Origin of the sequence: Faecalibacillus sp. H12 (assembly GCF_013361255.1) — a bacterium.
Classification (GTDB): Bacteria; Bacillota_I; Bacilli_A; order Erysipelotrichales; family Coprobacillaceae; genus Faecalibacillus; species Faecalibacillus intestinalis.
In genome coordinates this window covers 191,519-210,787 of sequence record NZ_JABWDK010000001.1, presented here as the reverse complement: position 1 = coordinate 210,787, position 19,269 = coordinate 191,519, and the positions used below count along the sequence as shown (strand labels likewise).

The following is a 19,269-nucleotide window of genomic DNA, read 5'->3' as shown; positions in this document are numbered from 1 at the left end:
TATTACGCAGCATCTTTAATATTTAAATAAATTAATGGTAATGTATTGTCTTTTGTCCAAACATCATGGAAACGTCTATAATCCATTGCCCATGCATCAGCTTTTTGGTTTGTATTAGGATCAAAGATACGCATTTTGTCTTGTTTAGAAACCGCAATCGCACCTGGTTTAGGAATAATCATAAAGTTGATATCTTTTGCAGTTGTACCTTTTGCGTATCCACCTACTTCTTGACCAGATGTTTTTCCATCGTTCATTTTGATAGAAGTATACATACGATTTTGAGGTGTTTCGATGATTGCACATTTATCAATTGCTGGAACTGTTAAATCAATTCCACCGATTGAAATTGTTGCTGTTTGCATTTTTGTTGATAAGAACATTTCTAGTTCTAACATAACATCTCCAGTTGCATGGATGATTAAATCACCGTTATATCCTGCATCTCTGATTTTTTTAATACCAGTTTTCATTTTTCTTAAAATAGTTGATTCTGCAGGAGTATATCCATATTCAATCATTTCTGTTTTGTTAGCTGTAATAACATCTGTTGCAATTTTTGATAATCGATATGCATCGATTTCAGGAACAACATGAACTCTTTGGAATTCTCCCATAACGGTTGAAGCAGTTGCGACAAAATTAGTTTCATCAACATCTACTGCATCCAATGAAAACTTACGTCCACGATCTTGTGTCATTTTTCTTGTTTCATATTCTAATGTTACAGAGCCTTGTGTATATCCATTATCTCTGTCATAATCTCCCAATCCTTGTAAAGACATTTTAGGAATTTTAATTTCAGCACCACCATTATAGATTACATCTCCTGCATTTGCTTCCATCCATCCTGTTAATGCTTCGTGCATAGCTACTTTATCTAATGTTTCTTGAAATAAAGTAGCTGTTGCTAATGTGTTAATTGCCATATTTTATTACCTCCTATTTTCCCATCATTTTTTGATAAACTAATTCCTCATCAGTTAATTTAGCATCTTTAGCTTTTTTCATAGGTTCTCTACCTTTTATTCTTTCTTCCACTGCTCTTTGCACAGCTGTTTGAAAAGCTTTTTCTACTGTTTCGATACTTTTTTTACAAGAATCGGCATCAGTTAAAATAAGGATCTCAGCAAGTTCAGTTGGAATTCCTTTGTCGGCCAATTGTACTTTTGCTTGTGCAGTCAATTCTCTACGTGTAATTGCTGCTTCTCTATCATCTAAATCCTTGATTCTTTTTTCTTCCTGATACTTTTTCTTTTCTTTTTCACTCATTTTTTCTAGTTTTTGAGCTTCTGTTTGCTGTTCTTCCAATTGCTTTTCCCAAGATTTACGTTCTTTCGCAATTCTTCCTTGAACGATTCTATCTAGTTCCTCTTGAGTAAAAGTCTTCGTTTCTTGGCCAGTTTGACCATCATTTCCTTGGCCGTCATTACCTTGGCCATCGTTTCCTTGATCATTATCATTTCCTGAATCATTTCCGGAACCATCATCAGCAAATAATTGAATGTTTAAAGGAAATAAAAATTTTTCTTTCATAAAATCCTCCAGTTAAGGTCCGTAAGACCATCCCATCTTTTAGTGTCATAAGTTTTTGGACATATAAAAAGACAATCAGTAATTGCCTATTTATCAGGTTTAATTTTTTCTTTTACTTCTTCTACTACTTTTGCATCTAATAACTCTTTGATACGTTCTTCATCGTTCACTTCAAAAACTTCTCCAGTTCTTCTTGTGATTCCACATCTAGTATCAACCATGTTATGAATAACTCTTAACTTTGCCATAATATGCCTCCTTTTTAGTAAAATAAAAAGCAACCTCTCAGTTACCCGTTTGAATTTTCTTTTCTATTTGGCGGCGGTACATAACATTTAGTAATTACGTATCTCTCTCGGCCACATATCATACATATCTTTTGCTCTTTTTTTATTAAAAGATGTTTCTTTTTATTGTAGTACTGTTCACTTCTACCAATGTATTCTTGATGAAAGTGAGGTCTTAATCCTTGTGACATAAAGCCCTCCTTTTTACGAATAAAAGAAAAGCAAGTTTCTATTTCTTGCTTAAAATATAACAAAATAAATAAACTATAATAGGACTTAACATCGCTATAATCAATGGACATAACACAATCCACCATGGCCAGGTAATCAATCCTAGAATTTTTGCTATTACAAATATAATTAATAACGCTTTTAACATTTCTCTTAATCCTTTCTTTTTAGGCAAAATAAAAACCGACTAGTTGTCGGTTAATTCTATTTTTTCAATTTCATCAGCAAATGCCACAACACAATGTGAACTATTTTTCTGTCTAATATCAATTGATGCCTTTCTAGGAGCATTATCATTTTCAGTATCAAACCCTTCACAAAATCCTTCTAAAATTTGACCATCTTTAAAAATGATTTTTACATTTTTTCCTAAACAATCAAACAATTCTCTTTCAGTCATTTTTCTTTACTCCTTTTAGTGTCGGTACCATATGTGTACCTTTCTCTTTACTATAATGTATTTTAAACTTATTTGTTGCTATCCATGTCTTGTCAATACTTAATACATATCCAACAATTGAATTATCAACTATAGACTCTGTGTTATCCCAGTCTCCATTTCTATATCGATTTATTGTACCATTTCCAGCATGTTTTTTTATGCATTCTTGTATATCTTTCATTGATGCATCAACTATATAACTTCTTCCTTCAAGATAATTATTATGTCCTAAAATGTGTTTCCCTTGTTGACCTTCTCGTAAAGTCAAATTGTAAGATTCAGTGATTCCCTTTTGCAACTTACTATCTTTAAAATGCAATTTTAAATCATTGAATTTCTCAACATCATTATACTTCATATCTTGAAATTTAGATAGTGAAGTTGGCATATTTTCTTTACCTAAAACATCAATGTATTTATTATACTGCTTTCTATCGCTAGATGCATTCTTTGTTTTTTCCATGAAAGAATTAACAGTATCAACACCATGTTCTTCTTGTTGTCTTTTCAACCATTGATCATAATTTTCACTAACATCCACAACTTCATCTTTATTAGTAACGGGATTGCGTTGTCTTTTCTTCATAGCATCAGTAACGCCCTCAATATAAGGAATCATGTGTGAACGACAATTTGGATGAAGAGGTGGAACATTGACACCTACTTTAGCTTTTGCTATTTCTACGATGCTTCTATCATGATGCTGACAAATTTGGGATGTTCTACTGTCATGTACTGCAATAAACATTTCTTTTTCAATGCCAGCATCCTTAAAAGCTTGTTGATCAGCAAATGCTGTCATTGCTGCACTTTCAGTTTGAATAAGTCGTCTTGCTTGATAAGCACCAACAGCAAACTTATTCATAATCGTGTCGGCCATTTCTTTTTCAGTCTTGTTTGTTAAAACGCCCATCAGCATTTCATCTTTTAAAGATTCGGCCAGTGCGTTCGTATTATCCCAAATCCTATTGGAATAATTCTTACCACTCCATCTTGACTTTAACATGCTGTCTATCAGTTCAGGATCCAACATATCGAACTGATAAGCAACTTTCATGCCTTTTTGAAGATTATATACATTTCTATAATAAGCATTAAAAGCACTGTTGATATAACAATCAGTGCTTACATCTTTTTCAACTTTATAAACTTCATTCATCAATTTATCTAACTGACTTTGCATATTTTCAAGTCGTTTGATTCTATATTGATAGGGTGGCGTATCCAATTTCTTTAAAAGCTCTTTTCTTTGTTTGGTCTTTGGATTATTTTCAAGTATTCTTTTTATTTGATTATAATCCCTATCGCTTATCAAAGAATCAAGCATTTCTTTTGCATCGGCATTTGATAAGCCATGACCATCTCTATACTTTTCAAAGATACCATTGATTTTACTTTGAGTGTAAAGACTAGCCTTACTGTAGATATCTGAAACATATTCACTTGCTACTTGTGCATCATTCAAAATAGATGAAAGCTTTTCTTCTTGGCGCTTTTTCCAATATTTCTCATTCTTCATATCATCTTAATTTCTTAATTAGGAATGCTAGAATTTTGTTTATTACCTTTAACATTTGAAGCATCATTTTTTGTATCAGTGTCATTTCCTGTTTCATCATCCTTGTTCTCCTCGTCTTGATTAAAAGGTACATCACTTTGTTGCTTGAACATTTGCTGTTGAAGTTTTACGCTTTCTTCATTTTCTTTTTTGACTTTTTCCATTTCACTTGGAGCATCTTCAATAAAAGGAAGTTGTTCAATCAATGTTTCATTTGATACCTTTCCACTTAAATTGGCAATCATTTGAGCTAACTCATTCAAGTTTTTAGGAAGTTTTCGAGTAAATGTGATTTTTACATTTCCAGGATCTATTACGATTGCTTTTATATTTAAATAATTGCAGAACAATTCAATTCTTCTTTTTAATCCTTTTATGTAATACTTTTCCTTTTCTCCAGTAATCATTTGAAGTCCTAAAAGTTTATATTCCATGGCCACACCTGAACTGTTACCAACGAAATTTTCATCAGTTAAGTTAGGAACATGAGAAAATGTATAGATATCTTCTTTGATTGCTTTTCTTAATACTTCCATCCCTGCTTCATCAAAAACTCTTGAAAGATATTCAGCTCTTGCTTCTGCAGGTAATTCTAGAAGACCATTTTCTTTTAGAATCTTCATTGTTTCACTGACTTCTTCATTGTCATCACCCATCAGCGAACCATAAATAACAAGCAATGATTCAACAAATTGCTCTTTATCATTAACCCTATCGCTCATGAGCTTGTTATAAGCATCAATCAAAGAGATTTGCTGTTCAAAATCGCCAATACAAAGCTTATTGTTTCGATATTCAATGATTGGAACATCTCCAAAAAAGTGCTTAACTGGTTTATCAATAAACCTATGCCTATTTCTATTGTTACATTCTAAAATCATTGTAGTGATGTAATTCTTAGTACATACAGTCGCACGATAGCATTGCTGACTGGTGATTACATCCTTGTATCGATAATAATAAACACCAAAAAGAAGATTTTGCTCTATCGTATCATCGTATACTAAAAATGTATGGTCAGGTTCAAGATTTCTAACTGCTATTTCAGTTTCACCTTGTTTGATATACACATATTCATAAGCGACACCACAAATACTCATATCGTGTGCATTGTCACTATCGACATCATCTACATCCGCTTTATCAAATGCATCCGTTAGTTTATCAATGCTTTCTTTATTTTGATTATCATAACTTGCATAAGAAATTGGACTGTTCATAAAATAACCAGTTGCTGTATCACTGATATCTTTAGCGTGATTACAAACAACTCTGTTATTTGCTGATGTCTTCAACTTCTTTTGTCTTCTTTTAATATCATGATTAGCTTCATAATATCGCTGATTCTTTTTAATTCTTCCAATCAAATTACGATGTTTGTTGATCAACTCTTCAATTTGAACAAGATTCAACTTTGTTTCATCATAATTTGAACTATCTATTGTGAACGTAAACACGTGGATACCTCCTAATTTTCATATCTAGCACGGTTCTTACCTGCTCGACCTTTTGATTGGATGATGTCTTGTTCACACCCATATCGTGCAGCATCAATCGTGTGGTTATTTTTATCAGGAAACTCTCCTTTAAGATTTCCCTCTTTATCTTTTTCAATCTCATAATCATTAAATTCTCTTGCAGCGTTAGGACAACGAATAGGATCAATAATGATTTCTTCTAAATCCTGCATCCACTTTATCCCGTTTTCTACACTGTCAGGTCCTTTCTTTGCTCCAGTTACCTTTAATCCAAGCAACTTGAATTCGTTTATCGTACGTGGTTCTGCACTGTCACACGTTACTAATTTATTCAATGGGTTAAGCTTTTTAATTTTCGCAACTGCTTTTGCATTGGATAAACGTGTACCATATACTTCCCCAAAAATAAAAAGACGTCTTCTCGTCTTGTCATAATGCATCTTAAGATATGCTAATGGGTCACCAGCGTAACCAAAGTCCAAACCATTCTTTAATCTATCAAATGTTTGGATTTCTTCATTTGTAATTTCTCTTATTGTAAGATTGGTAAATACTTCTCCACCTGTACCAGTTACTTCGCCTAAATAATCATGCTTGTATTTTTCAGGCTTTGTCTTTTTCATGTGTTCAGCTTCAATAAGAAATTGCTCTCCAAGCCATTTTTTCGGTGCTTGAAGATAAGTTGTATGAGAGACAAAAGAATCATCTCTTTTAACTAGAACTTCTTTATTTACCCAACTTCTTTGCGATTCAGGTGGGTTAAACGAATAAAAGACACAATATTCAGGACCACCACGAAGCAACGACTGATTGATATTCGTTATCTTGTCATAACTTTCAAATTCATCGCATTCTTCATACCAAACATATTTAATATAGCCAATAAATACCTTAGTTGATTTCAACTTTTTAGGGTTATCAGCGCCTTTAAATATGATGACTTGGCCAGTTGGCTTATATGTCATTTGCAGCTTTGAATCAGGAATTTCCCAATCATTTTCAGCTTTCAACATATAAATGGCCCATTTGATTTGCTCGTAAACTGAACCTCTCAAAGTATCTTTTACACGTCTGATTACAACTGCATTGCTCATTAATCCTTTTTTTGCATCCCTCATGATACCTAAAGGAATTTCAGTTCCAATACACGATGATTTCAATGATCCACGGCCACCCTTTAACCAGTAGTGGGTGAAATCATTATTTTTGATATGTTTATGAACATCATAAAAAGCTGGACCAATGATTGATTTTAAATTGACTTTATTCGATATCATCTATAATCACTGTTTGACCATTAGAAGTAATATCTACACTTTCTTTAAACATGCCAAAACGTTTACCTAAAAGTTCAGCAGCTTTCAATCTTTCTCTTTCATCAGGCTTTTTAGTTATGACTTCTTGCATACCATCACCGCACATCGCTAGAGTACTAGCTTCACTTGTTCCACGCATAACTGATGTGAGATATTCCATGACTTCTTGAATATCTGCAGTCTTTTCATTATGAATTTCTTCAAGTCGCTTGTTGATGTATTCAGCGATATCTTCTTTTTTTAAAAGATTACTTGCTCTAGTTGCAGCTGTTCTATCCGTTTTGCTCTTATATACTGTTCTGTAGGCTCGTGTGCCATTTAGATCAATTAAATATTCATCACAGAACAGCTTTTGCTTTTCTGTCATATGACACACCTCCTTTATTTTTTTAGTGGTTGCAGGACCAGGAATCGAACCTGGAATACAAGCTAAAGAGACTTGCGTTATACCTTTTTACTACCCTGCTATATTAAATAAAGAAAAAAAGCAACCGAAGTTGCTCTTATTGAATTTCGAAAAGGGGTGCTTTTCTTTCTTATGGCTTGACCACATTAATAATATAACACATTTTTTCTAGTATTTAGTCTTGAATTAGTCCAGCATCCGTTTTTTGCACCGATTCAAGGGCTAGAACAGTGTCTAAAATATTAAAGGATTGATTTATTACCTCATAAAATTTTGCTCTTGAGAAGCCTTGTTTTAGAGCTTCTTGTTCACGCATCCCACTTTCTCCCTTTCCTGGATTATTTGCATAAATGATAATGGCCTTTCTTTGCTCTTGATTAAGCAAGGTTGCTATACAATTTTCCAATCTTTCAATTACAATCTTGTAAGCATGAATATAACCATCGTAAATATCAGTGTTTTCTAAGATTTTATTATATCTTTGAATAACACTCATGTGATTTGTTCCTGGCATTTCTTTAGAATAAGTAATTGCTTTTCTATCATCCTTTAGTTGATCACGTGTTTCTTCTAAAAGCCTTTTTGTATCTTTCCAGCGTTTCCAATTAATAACTTGATACTTTGATTCTTGCATCTCTATTCCTCATGATTTGCTAATTATTCCTTATGTAAATAATCTTAACATTTCTTAACGTTTTTTTCTATTTTTCTTTGTATAATAATTTTTTATACATGACAATAGCATCTTTTAATGTCATGCCGTATGGCACATATTGAAAGTATCCTCTTTCTTTCATACCGAGCAAAAGAGGCACTTCATCAAAGTGATTATCAAGCCCACTAGTTAACTCTTCTAACTCTTGCAATAAGTCCAATTCAAACTTTGTCATTGTTTTACCCTTTCTCATTCACTTGATTTGATATCTATAATTCCATTTTCAACAACTTCTTTTGCTGGGAAGAATTGAATATCATAAGCATAAGGATTTTCTTTTTTAGCTTCCGTTTGAATACAAGTGTATGTAACATCATTTGATAGATGTGCATAAAATAATTTGTATTTTCCTTTTCCAGTCTTAATAGTTACGTTTAAATCTCCATCTTCATCACTATCGAGGGAAATCTTTCCCTCAACGGTAAATAAAGGATCATTTGTTCTAGTATTAAGAGCAACGACTTTTCTTGTAATTTTAAAGTTGTTGGCATCTTTTCTAATATTATGATTAACTCTAGATGCTTTTGAACACCCGGTTAAAGCAAATACACTTGCTAATATGATTAATACTTTTTTCATTTACTTGTTCTCCTTCTTTGGAATGTGATTTCTTTCTTGATAAATTTCTACTTCTTCTTCAACTGACTTCAATAAATTCTTTTCTCTTACTAGATCCTTTTTACTAGCGTTCGGTCTAGTGATATAGTATTGCAAAGCATGTTTTACTGTTTGCAACTTTCTATAGTACGCTCCCATTGTTTTTTATCTCCTTCCCATGGAATTTGAACTGGATAATATCTATTTTCTTCAAAAGGCTTAGTTAGAACACCTGCATCGCAATAAAACGTTGTCATTTTAGTTTCTTTGGCAAGAGCATCATCAGAATATAAATATGTATTTTCTAATCTTGTAAAAGTTGTAAAGAAATTATCCCAAACCCACATACCAGGAGTTAAATCTTCAAATTTAAGGGGTTGAGGATGCTTGATTTCATTCATCGCATCCTCATATCCTTTATCATATTGTCCTCTATCATAAATTAGAGCTTTTAGGAGTTCTTCTTTATCAACATTTATGCCGACTTTTTGTATAGCTTTAAATACTGAATTTTCAAAATCCTCATTCATCTTTTGAAACACTTCTTTCATTACTATTTCTATTGGCGACTTATACATTCTTCATACCTCTCTATCAATTCATCAATGGTTTCATCATCTTCGGCATCTTGAAAGTAGCCTCTCATCCTCATGCCAACTAATGTACTGATTTCATCAAAGTCATCCCACCACATCCATCATCAGAGAATTCTTTTAATAGATTCAATTCAAATTTAGTCATCTTTCATTACCTTCTTTTTCCAATATTCTTTATCTTTTTTAGATTCTTTATCCGTTAAAACATCAATGCAAAGATATAAACCTTCTAGTTTGTTGCAAGCATTATCTAAACCTTTTTTTACATCTTCGTAAGCTTTTTCTAATTGCTCACAATATCCTTCTAGAGCTTCTACGTACTTATATGTTTCGTCGACACCGAGTGCAGCGCCTCGCTCTGTATATTCTTCTCTACTAGGTTTTTTCAATTTTCAACCCTCCCAATCGATAGCTTGTCCACATTTTGTACAATAGTTTTGCTTTCCTGCTAAAGCTGAACCACAAGTTGGACACTTTCCAAAAGTTACATCTATATTTAACATTGAAAGAGTAACGGTTTCTTTCTTGATTGGCTTCTTAGGCAATTTTGTTTCTAAAATGTTTCTAAGAGCTTTAAAATCAATGCTACCTAACACATGTGCAAATGTTTTATTAAAATCAACTAATTCTTGTAATGTATTTGCACAGTTATTTATATTTTCTAAATGCTTAGGACTATAGGCGTCCCTATCTTTTTTAGCCCATGATTTCAATAAATTTAATGCATCTTGGTATTTATTCATACTTTTTCTCCTACCTCTTTTTTTAACTCTACATTAACAACAACACTAAGTTCTTCACCATCATCTTTTATGAAAAGAATTTCAGAATTATATAAGGCACTTCCTATATGTTGGCCAAGCTTATAACCGCGACCCTCACAAATAAAAGTACTTTTGCAATCAAATATATTAACCCGCTTTTTAGTGTTATTTAATAGAGAGGTCAATCTTTCCTTTTTCATTCTTTTTACCCCGTTTTCTTATAAAATGTTACGTTTAACCTAGATATAATCATTTCGTTTAACCTAGAATTAAACGTAAGCACTTAAATCTCTCAAACCCTATATATAGCAATGGATTAGAGAGATTTTTGCTTTTGAAAACTTCTTGAATTTTTTTAATACTATTTTTTAGGAATTTACAAAGATTAATAATGTTGGTGTTGGACAATAATCTTCTTCAAAATCAATATCATAATTTTCAATTTCTAAATCAAGAATTTCTTTAGAAACTGCCTCATAAAATTCAGTATTGAATTCTGCTATTTTTTCATATTCATTAGCATTTTCATTACAGTTTTTCCATACTGTTACTTTTTCTAAAAGCCCGTTTTTTCTTCTAAAGCTTAATAATTCTTTTACTGTCATTTCTTTATTCCTCCTTTTCTTCTAATCTATCTATTTCATCGGCATCAATGATTGTAATACGCTTGGCTCTTCTTCGTCCGGTCGGTGTCAGCCTCCATTTGAAATTGTCTGTTGTTATTCCTAAATAACTAGCACATTGTTGAACATTGCCAACCATTAAAATCTCGTCAGTTTTAGTGTTGTACAAAGCGTATTGCTTCTTATTTGACTCTTTCAATACAATTTCACCATCAAGCCTTGCTAATCTTTCAGACAAAGATTTATTTTTTTGGTATAATCTTTTATTTTGAAATCTTAACCTTTGATTTTCTTTGATGAGGGGCAAGTATATGTTCTCGCCCCAACTGAGTAAAGCATCTCTTAATTGATCACATAGGCTTATATCTTCTTGATTCATATCATCTAGTTTTTTGGCTTCTAAATCCATATTTTCACCCCTAAACTGTATAAGTTAACGCTGAATTATCTATCATTCTTCTAGTACACCATTCATTGATAAAAGACATCTGTTCACTTGTTGGTTCTGCATTGTCTTTTCTTCTTGCTTGCAGCAACACTTTATCAACGGGATCTATTTCTATTGTCACTAAGGATTTTTCTTTTTCACTTTGTTCCCTTAAAAAGAAAACTGCTGATTTATGATGTGCTATCTTAGGAATGTAATTTCTAACACAATGATTCATTTGATTAGATTCATCTTTTAATTCATCTATTGTCTTTGCACATCTTATTAAATATCTTTTATTTTCTAAATTATAAGGTCTTAACATTTCTTCAAATTCAACAATATCATTTTCATATGCTTCATCATTTAAAATTTTAAGATTCTTTGACATCTTGTCATGTTCGGTTTTTAAATCTTTAGGAAACAATCTATTTTTATCAAGACTTATTCCTAATCTTTGAATAAAATCAACATAATCAAGCCAAAAACTGAAATCCTGACTTTGCTTTTTCAAATAATTTACTACTTTTCTATCACTAGCATAGATATTTTGTCTTTTTCGATATCTAACAGTTAAAGCATCTTTTGCAAATTTATAATCATAGGTATCTAGATCAACCATCATTTGCATTTCAGCACTTCTAGGATTCACTTTAGACCATATCTTGTAATAACGTTTATTTTCTTTTAAAAACTTTCTTACATTTTCCACATCTCTTATTTCCATATATCGCATCAAGTCTTTAAAATACTCACGCATTCCCATTTTTAATATGATTTCTATTTCAGGAAACATTTCATAGACTTCAATATATTGTCTCAAATCCCATATTTTTGAAGCTTCTAAAAGACAAGCATACTTGTATTTGGTCTTGCTGATGTTCTTTTTCTTGCTGGAACCAATTATTTTACCCGTAAGTCTTACATCTTTTGCCCAAGAACTACTACGTTGTGTTACTCTCCACTTGTCTTCGGAATCAAAAATATAATAGATGTAATACATATTTACTTTGACGTTCTTTTTTACGAATATATTTCTATCTACATTGTATCTATAAATTTCAAAGGCTTCATAACTGAAAGAACGTGATGTTTTATTAAATCTTTTTTTGAATTCAAACGTTCTCATGATCAGCTCATTTCTCTTGTTTACATGAGTTAGTGAAAGTAAAGCCCTAAAACCTTGTGGGTTTGCTGTTTTTCTATGGACTTCTGACTTTATTTTACAAACAGGACACTTTTTATACTCACCTATCTTAACTTTCTTATCATGATATTCAGTTTCACAATTAGTACAGTAATAAGTGTTATTGTCCAATCTTATTTGAATATTCCAGTCACACCTTTTAGCTTCTTTATTGCCCTCTTTGATTAAATAATCAATCTTTTTATACTCAGGAATTGCTATCAGTTCATCTATAATTTGCTTTTTAGTAACTCTCATAAATCAAAAATGCTCATTTGTCCTTCGACGATAGTTGATTTTTTTACTTTTTTCTTGGCTTTTTTGATAGTTTTTGATTCTTTATGTGTATTTTTTAGGATTTTTTTCACTTTTTCTTCACTTTTTGGAATTTTTTCTTCCTGATTAGGTCTTTTTTGTTCCTGATTAACAAAAGAAATTCTCGACATCTCATTCTCGATCTTTTTCATATCAATATCATCTTCATCAAGATAATGCATAACTATTCCATATAGTTCTTCATCAGGACCAGCAACACAAGCCATACGATGATTATTCTTTCCTTTCAAATATTTAACATAAAGTTCGTGACCAACAAAAAGCATCATATCTTCAATGTTCTTATTTTCTTTTTTAAGCAATTCACTGGTATCGCTTCTCGATAAAAGATGATTTTTAATCATTGTAATCATTGGATCATTACTGCTTTGCATCTGCTCTAAGAAATTCATCAATACCACTCCTTATTTTTTTATCAAGAGAATCTCTATATTCTTTTTGGATTCTAACCATTTCATCTTCTGAAATTTCCTCGATAATTCTCATTTTATTTGTAGATGCTCTCGTATTGAGATTGTTATCCGTTGAAATTTGACCAAGAGCTTCTACAATACAATAACGATTGCCACAACGCCTTGGATAGTAATCAAACACGCCGAATGGTTCAGTACAAAAATGCATTCCATTTCTAACAGTTTTTGGATCACCATCAACTTCAAAAATCTTTCCAACCTCAAACTGCATCCCCATTCCTCTTAGTTTGCTGTCGAACCCTTTGTAACCTATGACACTCATTTCTCATACGCCTTCTTTTCACTTTCAATATCTTCCATGGAAACCGTAAAATAAGCCTTATAATAGTTAAAAGTAGCATTTTTATCATATTCAGTCTTGTGCAAGATGATATATTGCTTATTTTTACTTAAAAATACGTCGCAGGGACCGAATTTTTCGATTGATCTAGCGTATGAATCCTTTAAACAATATCTTGAATAGATGGCGATTTTGGACGTTGCTCCAAACTCTCCGGGATTGATACCGCAAATAGAACCACCACTTGTATTTGTACATTCAATAATTGCTCTATAAGTTGTTTCTTTTTCTTCGTTGAAGCCAATAGATGATAATCTGTAACTGTTTCCGGGCAATTTGCAAAGCTCATACTCTTTTTCTTGCTCTAATTCTTCAAAAACCGATACTCCGTTGATAAACCCTTGAATCTTGATACAAATATCATTAGTTTTACAGTGTAATCCAGCATCATTTAGAAATAATGTGCTGTTTCCATCTTTGCCAATCAACGTGAATACACCTTTTACATATTTATAAAGTGGATTTGCTGAAACTATATCCATTTTTTTCTTATCTTTAACCGCTTCTTGCTCCTTTTCCATCTTTCTTCACTCCTTTTCTTCTTGGATATAATGTTAAAACTGCTTTTTGATACAATTCAGAAGATTTAAATAATCTATAGCCGATAAGCTGATAATCCTCGGCATACATTTGATTGTATGTTTCCATCATATCGTCATAATTGATACATGTGAAAGATTCATATTTATACCTTTTGGCCATGATTTTTCACCCCCTGAAACCTATATTTTCATTACGTTTAACCCTATATTAAACGTAACTAACTAAATCTTTTGAAACCTATATATATCAACGGTTTTGAGAAATTTTTCATATTAAAAACTTTGTTGATTTTTTAAACCTCTTTTTTAACGAATTTGAAGTTTATTTTTATCATTAGACAACCTAATATTTTATTGCCGTCTAGCGTATAGGTTGGTGCAACTGACAACACCTCTTTATTTAATAGTTCTTCTTCTATGCCGGTTGCATCTATAGCTTTTATTGTTTGTAATGGTTCTTCATCTTTGCTACGTATGAATAGCATTCCTGATGGTACTAATGTCATTACCAAATCTTTTAGTGTCATTTTTTTCTTCTCCTTTCTTTTAATATTTGATAGCTTCTACTTTTCTTTTTTTCTCTTGCTGAGAAGTATTCGTATAAATAGCTGTTGTTTGAATAGATCCATGACCCATTATCTTTGCAAGTTCAGATAGTGAAGCTTGGCCATTTTGATGCACCCACTGAATGCCGAACATATGTCTAAATGCATGGGGATGGGCTTTTTCTAATGAGATGCCTCTACATTGGCCACAAATTTTCTTGATTCTATTTTCAATAGTCTTTTTAGCCAACATCTTGTTTTTATCCTTAACTCCGGGAAACAAATAGCCTTGTTCAATCTTATTTTCCTTGGCATACTTCAAAAGTTCTCTTCTAAGGTCGTTTCTCAATGGAACTTGTCTTAATTTCCCTTTATTGTAGACTTCTATATAGCCTTTTTTCTCTTGGATGTTTTCAAGAGTAAAGAACTTCAACTCGCTCAATCTTATTCCTGTGTAGCCGAACACTTTCATGATCATGTAGGTGTCTTGCTGTCCGATTTTCTTGGCCATTTTCAACATTCTCTTGAATTCACTCGGCTCTAGCACATTTTCAAGACTTGTCTTTTCTTGTTCTCTAATTGCTTTAAGAGAATAATTGTCTGAGATATGCTTTTTCAGTTTCTTTTTAGAAAAATCATCAACTTCCATCAGTTCAATAAACTTCATAAACTTATTGATAATGACAATGTAATTGTTGATGGTTTTAGTTGCATACTTCTCTTGCATTTTTTTCTTGTATGCTATCATGTCTTTTTTTGTAACTTCTTCATTTTCGATAAAATCAATGAACTTAGTGAGAACCAATTTATACTTGTTATATGTCGATTCAGTCTTTTCATCCATTATTTCTTCATCAATGAACTGTTCCAAATAACTGTTCATCATAGACTTTGTTATCTTGATGTTAATCCTTTTGAATTCCTCCGCCATATCTCTCAAATATTCCTCCTTTCCCTTTCATCTTTGTTTTTGACTCTCATTTGTACGTAGATGTAGTACATGTGATTTGTCTTGTTGTATCTAACCTCATGGGATAGATACTGCTTTGATTTGTAGTTGGAGTTCATAAATTGAGAAATCAATGAAGTATCACTTATCATTTTGCTGATTTTCTTCTTAGAGAACACTGTGTAACTTTTTCTTTCCACCGGTTGTTTCAAGTTTTTTGAAGATTTCCAGCGCTTCTTTCCTTTAGGATCTTTAGAGATATAATTGGCAATTCCTGTCAATCCAAATTCATCCGGTTCAAGTTCTTCTACTTCTGTCCTTGTTCCGTTTTTCCAAAGGTTTTTCATAACCTTTCTATCAATCCCTTTTTCTATCAGTAAATGATGATGCATTCTTATTTTCTTTTTAGGATCATACTCAGTTACATATATCCATTTTGCATTAGGAAGACCTGCTTTCTTTCTTCGGTAGTTGATTCTCCTAATATAATTGCGAACTTCTTTCTCACCTTCTTCAACTGTCGGTGGCAAGTTCTCATTACTGTAAGTTAAATGGATTGCCCAATCATCCAAATCAAAATTTGCGTTGATCAATCTAATGAGCCTCTTTCTAGAATTTTTCTCATTCAAGTTCTTTTGAGCTTTTTTCGATGGTTTTCTAGGAGGTTTATAATTTTCAATATCCTTCTTATTGAATGTTGGGTATATTTCTACTTCAAATTGATTTCCTGATTTAATTGTTTTTGTAGTGTAATGATGATCTATCTTGTTTGTTCTTAGCAGCTCTTCTATGTATTTATCTTTTAGACTGTCTATTGGTGTGTCATAAAAATTCTCATAATCATATTCTATTTCTCTATGTCTTCTTTTCGTTGACATGTTAATATCTATTACAAGCTTGATTAGGACACCCTTCCTACAGCTTTTCTATCGATTACATCTACACATTTTCAAATACATATGCTATAATCAATGTGTCGAGAAAAGTATTGGAAAGGTGTCGTCAATTATTTAATTGATGGCTTCTTTTTTTATGAGAATTTTTCAATAATAAAATCATGCATTTTATCATGATCCTCATTATTCAACGTGTCATTGACAGCCAAAAGAAAATTGACATTTCTAGCTCCAGTATTATAAAGAGCGAATGCGCATTTAGATAGTTCCTCTAAATCTTTATAACCATATTGCTCTACTACATCATCAAATGAAGTACCATCCTCAAATCTGTGTTCTCCATAATTCCAACCGGCAACCATGATTAAATAGTCTTTGAAAACATTCCTATACGTGTATCTTTTTTGTAACGCGTTGATACGATCAACCACATCATCTACACACTTCATATTTCTTTCTCCTTTCAAGTGAAAAAAAATAGGCTATTATTGAAAACATACAAATCTTTCACAAACTCTTCGTCGGTATTAATTTTTTTGGAGGTAATTTAAAATTAAACTTAATGTCAAATAATAGCCTATAGAGCTTATTTATCAGCTCTTAGCAAATATAGAGAAGAACATGGCTAGCAGCAGTTAAAGGAAGTCTCTATATTTGCTAAGAGACAACAAATGGTTATCTCTTAATTTAATATTTTTAAAAGCTTATCTAATATTTCATCTTTTCTTTCTTCATCTTTTTTCTCCATTCTTTCGATTAAAATTTCAGCAAATTCTTTTAAACAAACAGCAGCTGGTCTTAGCATTCTATCTAGTTCTTCGTTAGAGATTTCCAAATCTTCTAGAAGGTCTTTTGTTAATTGGCTGCCTTGGACTCTGCACTCAATTCCATCTTCGGATGTTGCTACTAATTCCATAGCAATCAAATGGATATCGGGTAATTCCCCCCCCTCGTCTTTTAATTTTTGGATTATTGCATCTAATAACTCATTCATATTTAATTTCTCCTTTTCAAATAAACTTCTGTAACTTGTTTTTCCATCTTTGGACTTTCTACGAACACGTCTATCTTTCTGCCTTTGATAGCTCCTCCACAATCCTGCGCAACGTACTCATTCCCATTGATTAGGATAGTTGAGCCGTAGGGTATGATTGATGGGTCTACAGCTATCGTCTTTCCTTCCTTAGCAATAGCTCCTGTAGATGTTAAATTTCCGTATTGGTCTTCACCGGGCCAGTAGAATGTGATAGTAAACTGGCCAAGCGCTTTTCACTTGCTTAATTCTTCGACCTGTTTTTGAAGCTGGTCTCTTTCGACCTGCACACATTCGTACTTTGCTTGGATGGATGTATTTTCTTGAATGGTGTTTTGAGCTTCGTTTAATTTTTCTTTGTAAAGTGCCATTTGTTTGCTTTGCTCTTCATAAGCAGCTTGTGTAGCTCTTGATTGTGCATAACCTGCACCACCAAAAATAAGCGATGCTACAAATAAGGCTGAAAGCACTATTTGTCCATTTCTTGATAACTTCATATTGTAAAACCTCCTTAAATTAGCTATAATTTAGTTGATATGTTGTGCTGATACTTTCGTATCAGCCTTTTTATTTTGAAATGACAATCATATATTCTTCACATTGCAAATGGCCATTTCCAACTTGCCTTGTATAAAGCTTTGCTTCTATTCCAGTTCCTGCAAAAAGGGAATTCATTTCAGCGATTTTTCTTTCGGCATATTCCTTATCTCCATACCAGGGAATACTTGTTCTACCAGTAATTACTCTGCCTTTTTTATCTATTGGTGTAAGATCTGCAACTTCTAAATTCAAAGCATTTGCAATCTTACAAGCGATTAATAACTTACATTGAGAATTATCTCTATTGATAATTTCACTTATAGTTGAACGATGAACCCCACATTTCTTTGAAAAATCTTTGATTGTGTAATTTTGTTTGGCTATTTCCAATGCAACTTTCTTGCTGTCAAGCGTTACCATTTGAATCATATTTCCATTCCTCCTTTAAAAAGCTCTAACCAAAATTGCTAAACAATCAGCTACAAAACAACTTGCAGCAATAATTGTTACTAAACCTCTTGCTGTCATTTTTCATTCCTCATTGGTCTTTTAGATAAATAATTAGCTAGTTCATACCAGCTCTTTTTGTACCAGTCTCTACTTTTTTTAAGACAAATACAGACAACTATCAGCAAAACATTTGCTAATACTGAAAAATATAATAAAATCCATTCCATAACTTATCCTTTCTACTACTGACCACCCAGGAACCAATCTCCAACTAAAATGAAAAACCTGCTGTTTTGTTGTGATTTAAATGCAAATGATATAATTTTATAATTTAAGGAATCGATAAAAAATGGAGAGATTGATTCCTGGGCAGTCAGTAATTATCTAATTGTTTTTTTACATATTTCTTCTCTTTCTTTATAATTAAGTTATCGATACTGCAATATCGAAATCTAATTAGAAAGTGAGTTGAACTATGATGTGCTTTGAAAATATAATTAGTTTACTTAATGTAACTGTGCCTTTTATTACAGCTGTACTTTTAGCGTGGATAAACAATAGAACCAGTAAAAAACAAATCCAAACAGATACCCTACACAAAAGATTTGATGAATTTTATTTTCCATTTTATAGAAACTACATATCATTAAATCTTTGTTCTAAAGAGAATGAGCTATCGCATATGGATTTAGAAGTTATTGAAGAATTTACATATTTATGTATCAATAACATGTATTTAATGGATTCAAACAGTCAAAAATACGTTCCAAATTTATATGCAGCATATCTTGACTTAATTGAAATCAAATCAGATATTTCAACAGCATTAGATTTTGAACATCCCTTGCTAAAAGCGTTTGATAATATTTTTAATCCATTGACTAATTCAGTGTTTGAAGAATATAAATGTATATGTAATAAGTTACAATTACCAAAACCTGCACTTTAATTTGTAGGTTTTTTTTATCTTGTGAATAAACGCAAGATAAAACACATATAATCA

At 32.0% G+C, this 19,269-nt stretch carries 34 protein-coding genes and 1 tRNA gene; 1 reads left to right on the top strand and 34 read right to left on the bottom strand.

What is annotated here, in order from left to right; translation table 11 throughout:
- Positions 1 to 2: 2 nt before the first annotated feature.
- The 34 genes from HUU89_RS01315 to HUU89_RS01155 form a co-directional block, all read right to left on the bottom strand.
- Positions 3 to 929: a hypothetical protein gene (locus HUU89_RS01315; RefSeq protein ID WP_175300782.1), complete on the bottom strand. Its 927-nt coding sequence runs from the start codon at positions 927 to 929 to the stop codon at positions 3 to 5.
- 13 nt (positions 930 to 942) lie between these two features.
- Positions 943 to 1,536 (bottom strand): DUF4355 domain-containing protein, encoded by a 594-nt coding sequence (locus HUU89_RS01310; protein ID WP_175300781.1) that lies wholly within the window; start codon positions 1,534 to 1,536, stop codon positions 943 to 945.
- A gap of 86 nt (positions 1,537 to 1,622) precedes the next feature.
- Positions 1,623 to 1,784, bottom strand: a complete 162-nt coding sequence (locus HUU89_RS01305; protein ID WP_175300780.1) for a hypothetical protein — start codon at positions 1,782 to 1,784, stop codon at positions 1,623 to 1,625.
- Positions 1,785 to 1,825: 41 nt separating this feature from the next.
- Positions 1,826 to 2,014, bottom strand: coding sequence for a hypothetical protein (locus HUU89_RS01300; RefSeq protein WP_175300779.1), 189 nt, complete (start codon positions 2,012 to 2,014; stop codon positions 1,826 to 1,828).
- Positions 2,015 to 2,241: 227 nt separating this feature from the next.
- A complete protein-coding gene (locus tag HUU89_RS01295) occupies positions 2,242 to 2,454 on the bottom strand; it encodes a hypothetical protein (RefSeq protein WP_175300778.1) in 213 nt (70 codons plus the stop codon).
- Complete coding sequence (locus HUU89_RS01290; RefSeq protein WP_175300777.1) at positions 2,447 to 4,015, bottom strand: polymorphic toxin type 50 domain-containing protein; 1,569 nt, start codon at positions 4,013 to 4,015, stop codon at positions 2,447 to 2,449. Before HUU89_RS01290 ends, HUU89_RS01295 begins: the two co-directional genes overlap by 8 nt.
- Positions 4,016 to 4,029: 14 nt before the next feature.
- Positions 4,030 to 5,511, bottom strand: coding sequence for a phage portal protein (locus HUU89_RS01285; protein ID WP_175300776.1), 1,482 nt, complete (start codon positions 5,509 to 5,511; stop codon positions 4,030 to 4,032).
- Positions 5,512 to 5,522: 11 nt separating this feature from the next.
- A complete protein-coding gene (locus HUU89_RS01280) occupies positions 5,523 to 6,809 on the bottom strand; it encodes a PBSX family phage terminase large subunit (protein ID WP_175300775.1) in 1,287 nt (428 codons plus the stop codon).
- Positions 6,796 to 7,215: a terminase small subunit gene (locus tag HUU89_RS01275; protein WP_117575821.1), complete on the bottom strand. Its 420-nt coding sequence runs from the start codon at positions 7,213 to 7,215 to the stop codon at positions 6,796 to 6,798. Before HUU89_RS01275 ends, HUU89_RS01280 begins: the two co-directional genes overlap by 14 nt.
- Before the next feature lie 26 nt (positions 7,216 to 7,241).
- Positions 7,242 to 7,315 (bottom strand) — tRNA-Lys (locus HUU89_RS01270).
- A gap of 114 nt (positions 7,316 to 7,429) precedes the next feature.
- A complete protein-coding gene (locus HUU89_RS01265) occupies positions 7,430 to 7,888 on the bottom strand; it encodes a hypothetical protein (RefSeq protein ID WP_117575819.1) in 459 nt (152 codons plus the stop codon).
- A gap of 67 nt (positions 7,889 to 7,955) precedes the next feature.
- A complete protein-coding gene (locus HUU89_RS01260; RefSeq protein WP_175300774.1) occupies positions 7,956 to 8,162 on the bottom strand; it encodes a hypothetical protein in 207 nt (68 codons plus the stop codon).
- Positions 8,159 to 8,548 carry a membrane lipoprotein lipid attachment site-containing protein gene (locus HUU89_RS01255; protein WP_175300773.1) on the bottom strand — a complete coding sequence of 130 codons (390 nt, stop codon included), beginning with the start codon at positions 8,546 to 8,548 and terminating at the stop codon, positions 8,159 to 8,161. Before HUU89_RS01255 ends, HUU89_RS01260 begins: the two co-directional genes overlap by 4 nt.
- Positions 8,549 to 8,725: a hypothetical protein gene (locus HUU89_RS01250; RefSeq protein WP_175300772.1), complete on the bottom strand. Its 177-nt coding sequence runs from the start codon at positions 8,723 to 8,725 to the stop codon at positions 8,549 to 8,551.
- A complete protein-coding gene (locus tag HUU89_RS01245; protein ID WP_175300771.1) occupies positions 8,692 to 9,117 on the bottom strand; it encodes a hypothetical protein in 426 nt (141 codons plus the stop codon). Before HUU89_RS01245 ends, HUU89_RS01250 begins: the two co-directional genes overlap by 34 nt.
- 8 nt (positions 9,118 to 9,125) lie before the next feature.
- Positions 9,126 to 9,260, bottom strand: coding sequence for a hypothetical protein (locus HUU89_RS15240; RefSeq protein WP_317992313.1), 135 nt, complete (start codon positions 9,258 to 9,260; stop codon positions 9,126 to 9,128).
- 39 nt (positions 9,261 to 9,299) lie between these two features.
- A complete protein-coding gene (locus HUU89_RS01240) occupies positions 9,300 to 9,551 on the bottom strand; it encodes a hypothetical protein (protein ID WP_117828510.1) in 252 nt (83 codons plus the stop codon).
- A 3-nt stretch (positions 9,552 to 9,554) separates the two neighbouring features.
- Positions 9,555 to 9,905: a hypothetical protein gene (locus tag HUU89_RS01235; protein ID WP_175300770.1), complete on the bottom strand. Its 351-nt coding sequence runs from the start codon at positions 9,903 to 9,905 to the stop codon at positions 9,555 to 9,557.
- A complete protein-coding gene (locus HUU89_RS01230; protein ID WP_175300769.1) occupies positions 9,902 to 10,126 on the bottom strand; it encodes a hypothetical protein in 225 nt (74 codons plus the stop codon). Before HUU89_RS01230 ends, HUU89_RS01235 begins: the two co-directional genes overlap by 4 nt.
- A 168-nt stretch (positions 10,127 to 10,294) precedes the next feature.
- Entirely contained in the window at positions 10,295 to 10,531 is a 237-nt protein-coding gene (locus HUU89_RS01225) for a hypothetical protein (protein WP_175300768.1), read from the bottom strand.
- Between the two features lie 4 nt (positions 10,532 to 10,535).
- Positions 10,536 to 10,958, bottom strand: coding sequence for a hypothetical protein (locus HUU89_RS01220; protein WP_175300767.1), 423 nt, complete (start codon positions 10,956 to 10,958; stop codon positions 10,536 to 10,538).
- A 10-nt stretch (positions 10,959 to 10,968) separates the two neighbouring features.
- Positions 10,969 to 12,420 carry a PcfJ domain-containing protein gene (locus tag HUU89_RS01215; protein WP_117575779.1) on the bottom strand — a complete coding sequence of 484 codons (1,452 nt, stop codon included), beginning with the start codon at positions 12,418 to 12,420 and terminating at the stop codon, positions 10,969 to 10,971.
- Positions 12,417 to 12,890, bottom strand: coding sequence for a Cas9 inhibitor AcrIIA9 family protein (locus HUU89_RS01210; RefSeq protein ID WP_117827271.1), 474 nt, complete (start codon positions 12,888 to 12,890; stop codon positions 12,417 to 12,419). The genes HUU89_RS01215 and HUU89_RS01210 overlap by 4 nt, the downstream gene beginning before the upstream one ends.
- Positions 12,859 to 13,182 carry a hypothetical protein gene (locus HUU89_RS01205; protein WP_175300766.1) on the bottom strand — a complete coding sequence of 108 codons (324 nt, stop codon included), beginning with the start codon at positions 13,180 to 13,182 and terminating at the stop codon, positions 12,859 to 12,861. Before HUU89_RS01205 ends, HUU89_RS01210 begins: the two co-directional genes overlap by 32 nt.
- Before the next feature lie 47 nt (positions 13,183 to 13,229).
- Positions 13,230 to 13,832, bottom strand: a complete 603-nt coding sequence (locus HUU89_RS01200; protein ID WP_175300765.1) for a hypothetical protein — start codon at positions 13,830 to 13,832, stop codon at positions 13,230 to 13,232.
- Positions 13,807 to 14,013: a hypothetical protein gene (locus HUU89_RS01195; protein ID WP_175300764.1), complete on the bottom strand. Its 207-nt coding sequence runs from the start codon at positions 14,011 to 14,013 to the stop codon at positions 13,807 to 13,809. Before HUU89_RS01195 ends, HUU89_RS01200 begins: the two co-directional genes overlap by 26 nt.
- Positions 14,014 to 14,146: 133 nt before the next feature.
- On the bottom strand, positions 14,147 to 14,380 hold the full coding sequence (locus HUU89_RS01190; protein WP_175300763.1) for a hypothetical protein: 234 nt from the start codon (positions 14,378 to 14,380) through the stop codon (positions 14,147 to 14,149).
- A gap of 19 nt (positions 14,381 to 14,399) precedes the next feature.
- Positions 14,400 to 15,329, bottom strand: coding sequence for a tyrosine-type recombinase/integrase (locus tag HUU89_RS01185; protein WP_227359236.1), 930 nt, complete (start codon positions 15,327 to 15,329; stop codon positions 14,400 to 14,402).
- Positions 15,330 to 15,334: 5 nt separating this feature from the next.
- Complete coding sequence (locus HUU89_RS01180) at positions 15,335 to 16,225, bottom strand: hypothetical protein (protein ID WP_175300761.1); 891 nt, start codon at positions 16,223 to 16,225, stop codon at positions 15,335 to 15,337.
- A 152-nt stretch (positions 16,226 to 16,377) separates the two neighbouring features.
- Positions 16,378 to 16,692 carry a hypothetical protein gene (locus HUU89_RS01175; protein WP_175300760.1) on the bottom strand — a complete coding sequence of 105 codons (315 nt, stop codon included), beginning with the start codon at positions 16,690 to 16,692 and terminating at the stop codon, positions 16,378 to 16,380.
- A gap of 233 nt (positions 16,693 to 16,925) precedes the next feature.
- Positions 16,926 to 17,237 carry a hypothetical protein gene (locus HUU89_RS01170; RefSeq protein WP_175300759.1) on the bottom strand — a complete coding sequence of 104 codons (312 nt, stop codon included), beginning with the start codon at positions 17,235 to 17,237 and terminating at the stop codon, positions 16,926 to 16,928.
- A gap of 2 nt (positions 17,238 to 17,239) precedes the next feature.
- Positions 17,240 to 17,413: a 3D domain-containing protein gene (locus HUU89_RS15380; RefSeq protein ID WP_411897122.1), complete on the bottom strand. Its 174-nt coding sequence runs from the start codon at positions 17,411 to 17,413 to the stop codon at positions 17,240 to 17,242.
- Positions 17,414 to 17,512: 99 nt separating this feature from the next.
- A complete protein-coding gene (locus tag HUU89_RS01160) occupies positions 17,513 to 17,773 on the bottom strand; it encodes a hypothetical protein (protein WP_175300758.1) in 261 nt (86 codons plus the stop codon).
- A 70-nt stretch (positions 17,774 to 17,843) separates the two neighbouring features.
- Positions 17,844 to 18,245 carry a helix-turn-helix domain-containing protein gene (locus HUU89_RS01155; protein WP_175300757.1) on the bottom strand — a complete coding sequence of 134 codons (402 nt, stop codon included), beginning with the start codon at positions 18,243 to 18,245 and terminating at the stop codon, positions 17,844 to 17,846.
- A gap of 703 nt (positions 18,246 to 18,948) precedes the next feature.
- On the opposite strand from HUU89_RS01155, the gene HUU89_RS01150 reads away from it, so the two are divergent.
- Positions 18,949 to 19,215, top strand: a complete 267-nt coding sequence (locus HUU89_RS01150; protein ID WP_175300756.1) for a hypothetical protein — start codon at positions 18,949 to 18,951, stop codon at positions 19,213 to 19,215.
- Positions 19,216 to 19,269: the final 54 nt, after the last annotated feature.

What these genes read in the sequence shown, in the direction of transcription:
- HUU89_RS01315 (WP_175300782.1), bottom strand. Translation starts at nt 929, where the DNA reads ATGGCAATTAACACATTAGCAACAGCTACTTTATTTCAAGAAACATTA.
- HUU89_RS01310 (WP_175300781.1), bottom strand. Translation starts at nt 1,536, where the DNA reads ATGAAAGAAAAATTTTTATTTCCTTTAAACATTCAATTATTTGCTGAT.
- HUU89_RS01305 (WP_175300780.1), bottom strand. Translation starts at nt 1,784, where the DNA reads ATGGCAAAGTTAAGAGTTATTCATAACATGGTTGATACTAGATGTGGA.
- HUU89_RS01300 (WP_175300779.1), bottom strand. Translation starts at nt 2,014, where the DNA reads ATGTCACAAGGATTAAGACCTCACTTTCATCAAGAATACATTGGTAGA.
- HUU89_RS01295 (WP_175300778.1), bottom strand. Translation starts at nt 2,454, where the DNA reads ATGACTGAAAGAGAATTGTTTGATTGTTTAGGAAAAAATGTAAAAATC.
- HUU89_RS01290 (WP_175300777.1), bottom strand. Translation starts at nt 4,015, where the DNA reads ATGAAGAATGAGAAATATTGGAAAAAGCGCCAAGAAGAAAAGCTTTCA.
- HUU89_RS01280 (WP_175300775.1), bottom strand. Translation starts at nt 6,809, where the DNA reads ATGATATCGAATAAAGTCAATTTAAAATCAATCATTGGTCCAGCTTTT.
- HUU89_RS01275 (WP_117575821.1), bottom strand. Translation starts at nt 7,215, where the DNA reads ATGACAGAAAAGCAAAAGCTGTTCTGTGATGAATATTTAATTGATCTA.
- HUU89_RS01265 (WP_117575819.1), bottom strand. Translation starts at nt 7,888, where the DNA reads ATGCAAGAATCAAAGTATCAAGTTATTAATTGGAAACGCTGGAAAGAT.
- HUU89_RS01260 (WP_175300774.1), bottom strand. Translation starts at nt 8,162, where the DNA reads ATGAGAAAGGGTAAAACAATGACAAAGTTTGAATTGGACTTATTGCAA.
- HUU89_RS01255 (WP_175300773.1), bottom strand. Translation starts at nt 8,548, where the DNA reads ATGAAAAAAGTATTAATCATATTAGCAAGTGTATTTGCTTTAACCGGG.
- HUU89_RS01250 (WP_175300772.1), bottom strand. Translation starts at nt 8,725, where the DNA reads ATGGGAGCGTACTATAGAAAGTTGCAAACAGTAAAACATGCTTTGCAA.
- HUU89_RS01245 (WP_175300771.1), bottom strand. Translation starts at nt 9,117, where the DNA reads ATGAAAGAAGTGTTTCAAAAGATGAATGAGGATTTTGAAAATTCAGTA.
- HUU89_RS15240 (WP_317992313.1), bottom strand. Translation starts at nt 9,260, where the DNA reads ATGTGGTGGGATGACTTTGATGAAATCAGTACATTAGTTGGCATGAGG.
- HUU89_RS01235 (WP_175300770.1), bottom strand. Translation starts at nt 9,905, where the DNA reads ATGAATAAATACCAAGATGCATTAAATTTATTGAAATCATGGGCTAAA.
- HUU89_RS01230 (WP_175300769.1), bottom strand. Translation starts at nt 10,126, where the DNA reads ATGAAAAAGGAAAGATTGACCTCTCTATTAAATAACACTAAAAAGCGG.
- HUU89_RS01225 (WP_175300768.1), bottom strand. Translation starts at nt 10,531, where the DNA reads ATGACAGTAAAAGAATTATTAAGCTTTAGAAGAAAAAACGGGCTTTTA.
- HUU89_RS01220 (WP_175300767.1), bottom strand. Translation starts at nt 10,958, where the DNA reads ATGGATTTAGAAGCCAAAAAACTAGATGATATGAATCAAGAAGATATA.
- HUU89_RS01215 (WP_117575779.1), bottom strand. Translation starts at nt 12,420, where the DNA reads ATGAGAGTTACTAAAAAGCAAATTATAGATGAACTGATAGCAATTCCT.
- HUU89_RS01210 (WP_117827271.1), bottom strand. Translation starts at nt 12,890, where the DNA reads ATGAATTTCTTAGAGCAGATGCAAAGCAGTAATGATCCAATGATTACA.
- HUU89_RS01205 (WP_175300766.1), bottom strand. Translation starts at nt 13,182, where the DNA reads ATGCAGTTTGAGGTTGGAAAGATTTTTGAAGTTGATGGTGATCCAAAA.
- HUU89_RS01200 (WP_175300765.1), bottom strand. Translation starts at nt 13,832, where the DNA reads ATGGAAAAGGAGCAAGAAGCGGTTAAAGATAAGAAAAAAATGGATATA.
- HUU89_RS01195 (WP_175300764.1), bottom strand. Translation starts at nt 14,013, where the DNA reads ATGGCCAAAAGGTATAAATATGAATCTTTCACATGTATCAATTATGAC.
- HUU89_RS01190 (WP_175300763.1), bottom strand. Translation starts at nt 14,380, where the DNA reads ATGACACTAAAAGATTTGGTAATGACATTAGTACCATCAGGAATGCTA.
- HUU89_RS01185 (WP_227359236.1), bottom strand. Translation starts at nt 15,329, where the DNA reads ATGGCGGAGGAATTCAAAAGGATTAACATCAAGATAACAAAGTCTATG.
- HUU89_RS01180 (WP_175300761.1), bottom strand. Translation starts at nt 16,225, where the DNA reads ATGTCAACGAAAAGAAGACATAGAGAAATAGAATATGATTATGAGAAT.
- HUU89_RS01175 (WP_175300760.1), bottom strand. Translation starts at nt 16,692, where the DNA reads ATGAAGTGTGTAGATGATGTGGTTGATCGTATCAACGCGTTACAAAAA.
- HUU89_RS01170 (WP_175300759.1), bottom strand. Translation starts at nt 17,237, where the DNA reads ATGAATGAGTTATTAGATGCAATAATCCAAAAATTAAAAGACGAGGGG.
- HUU89_RS01160 (WP_175300758.1), bottom strand. Translation starts at nt 17,773, where the DNA reads ATGAAGTTATCAAGAAATGGACAAATAGTGCTTTCAGCCTTATTTGTA.
- HUU89_RS01155 (WP_175300757.1), bottom strand. Translation starts at nt 18,245, where the DNA reads ATGATTCAAATGGTAACGCTTGACAGCAAGAAAGTTGCATTGGAAATA.
- HUU89_RS01150 (WP_175300756.1), top strand. Translation starts at nt 18,949, where the DNA reads ATGGATTTAGAAGTTATTGAAGAATTTACATATTTATGTATCAATAAC.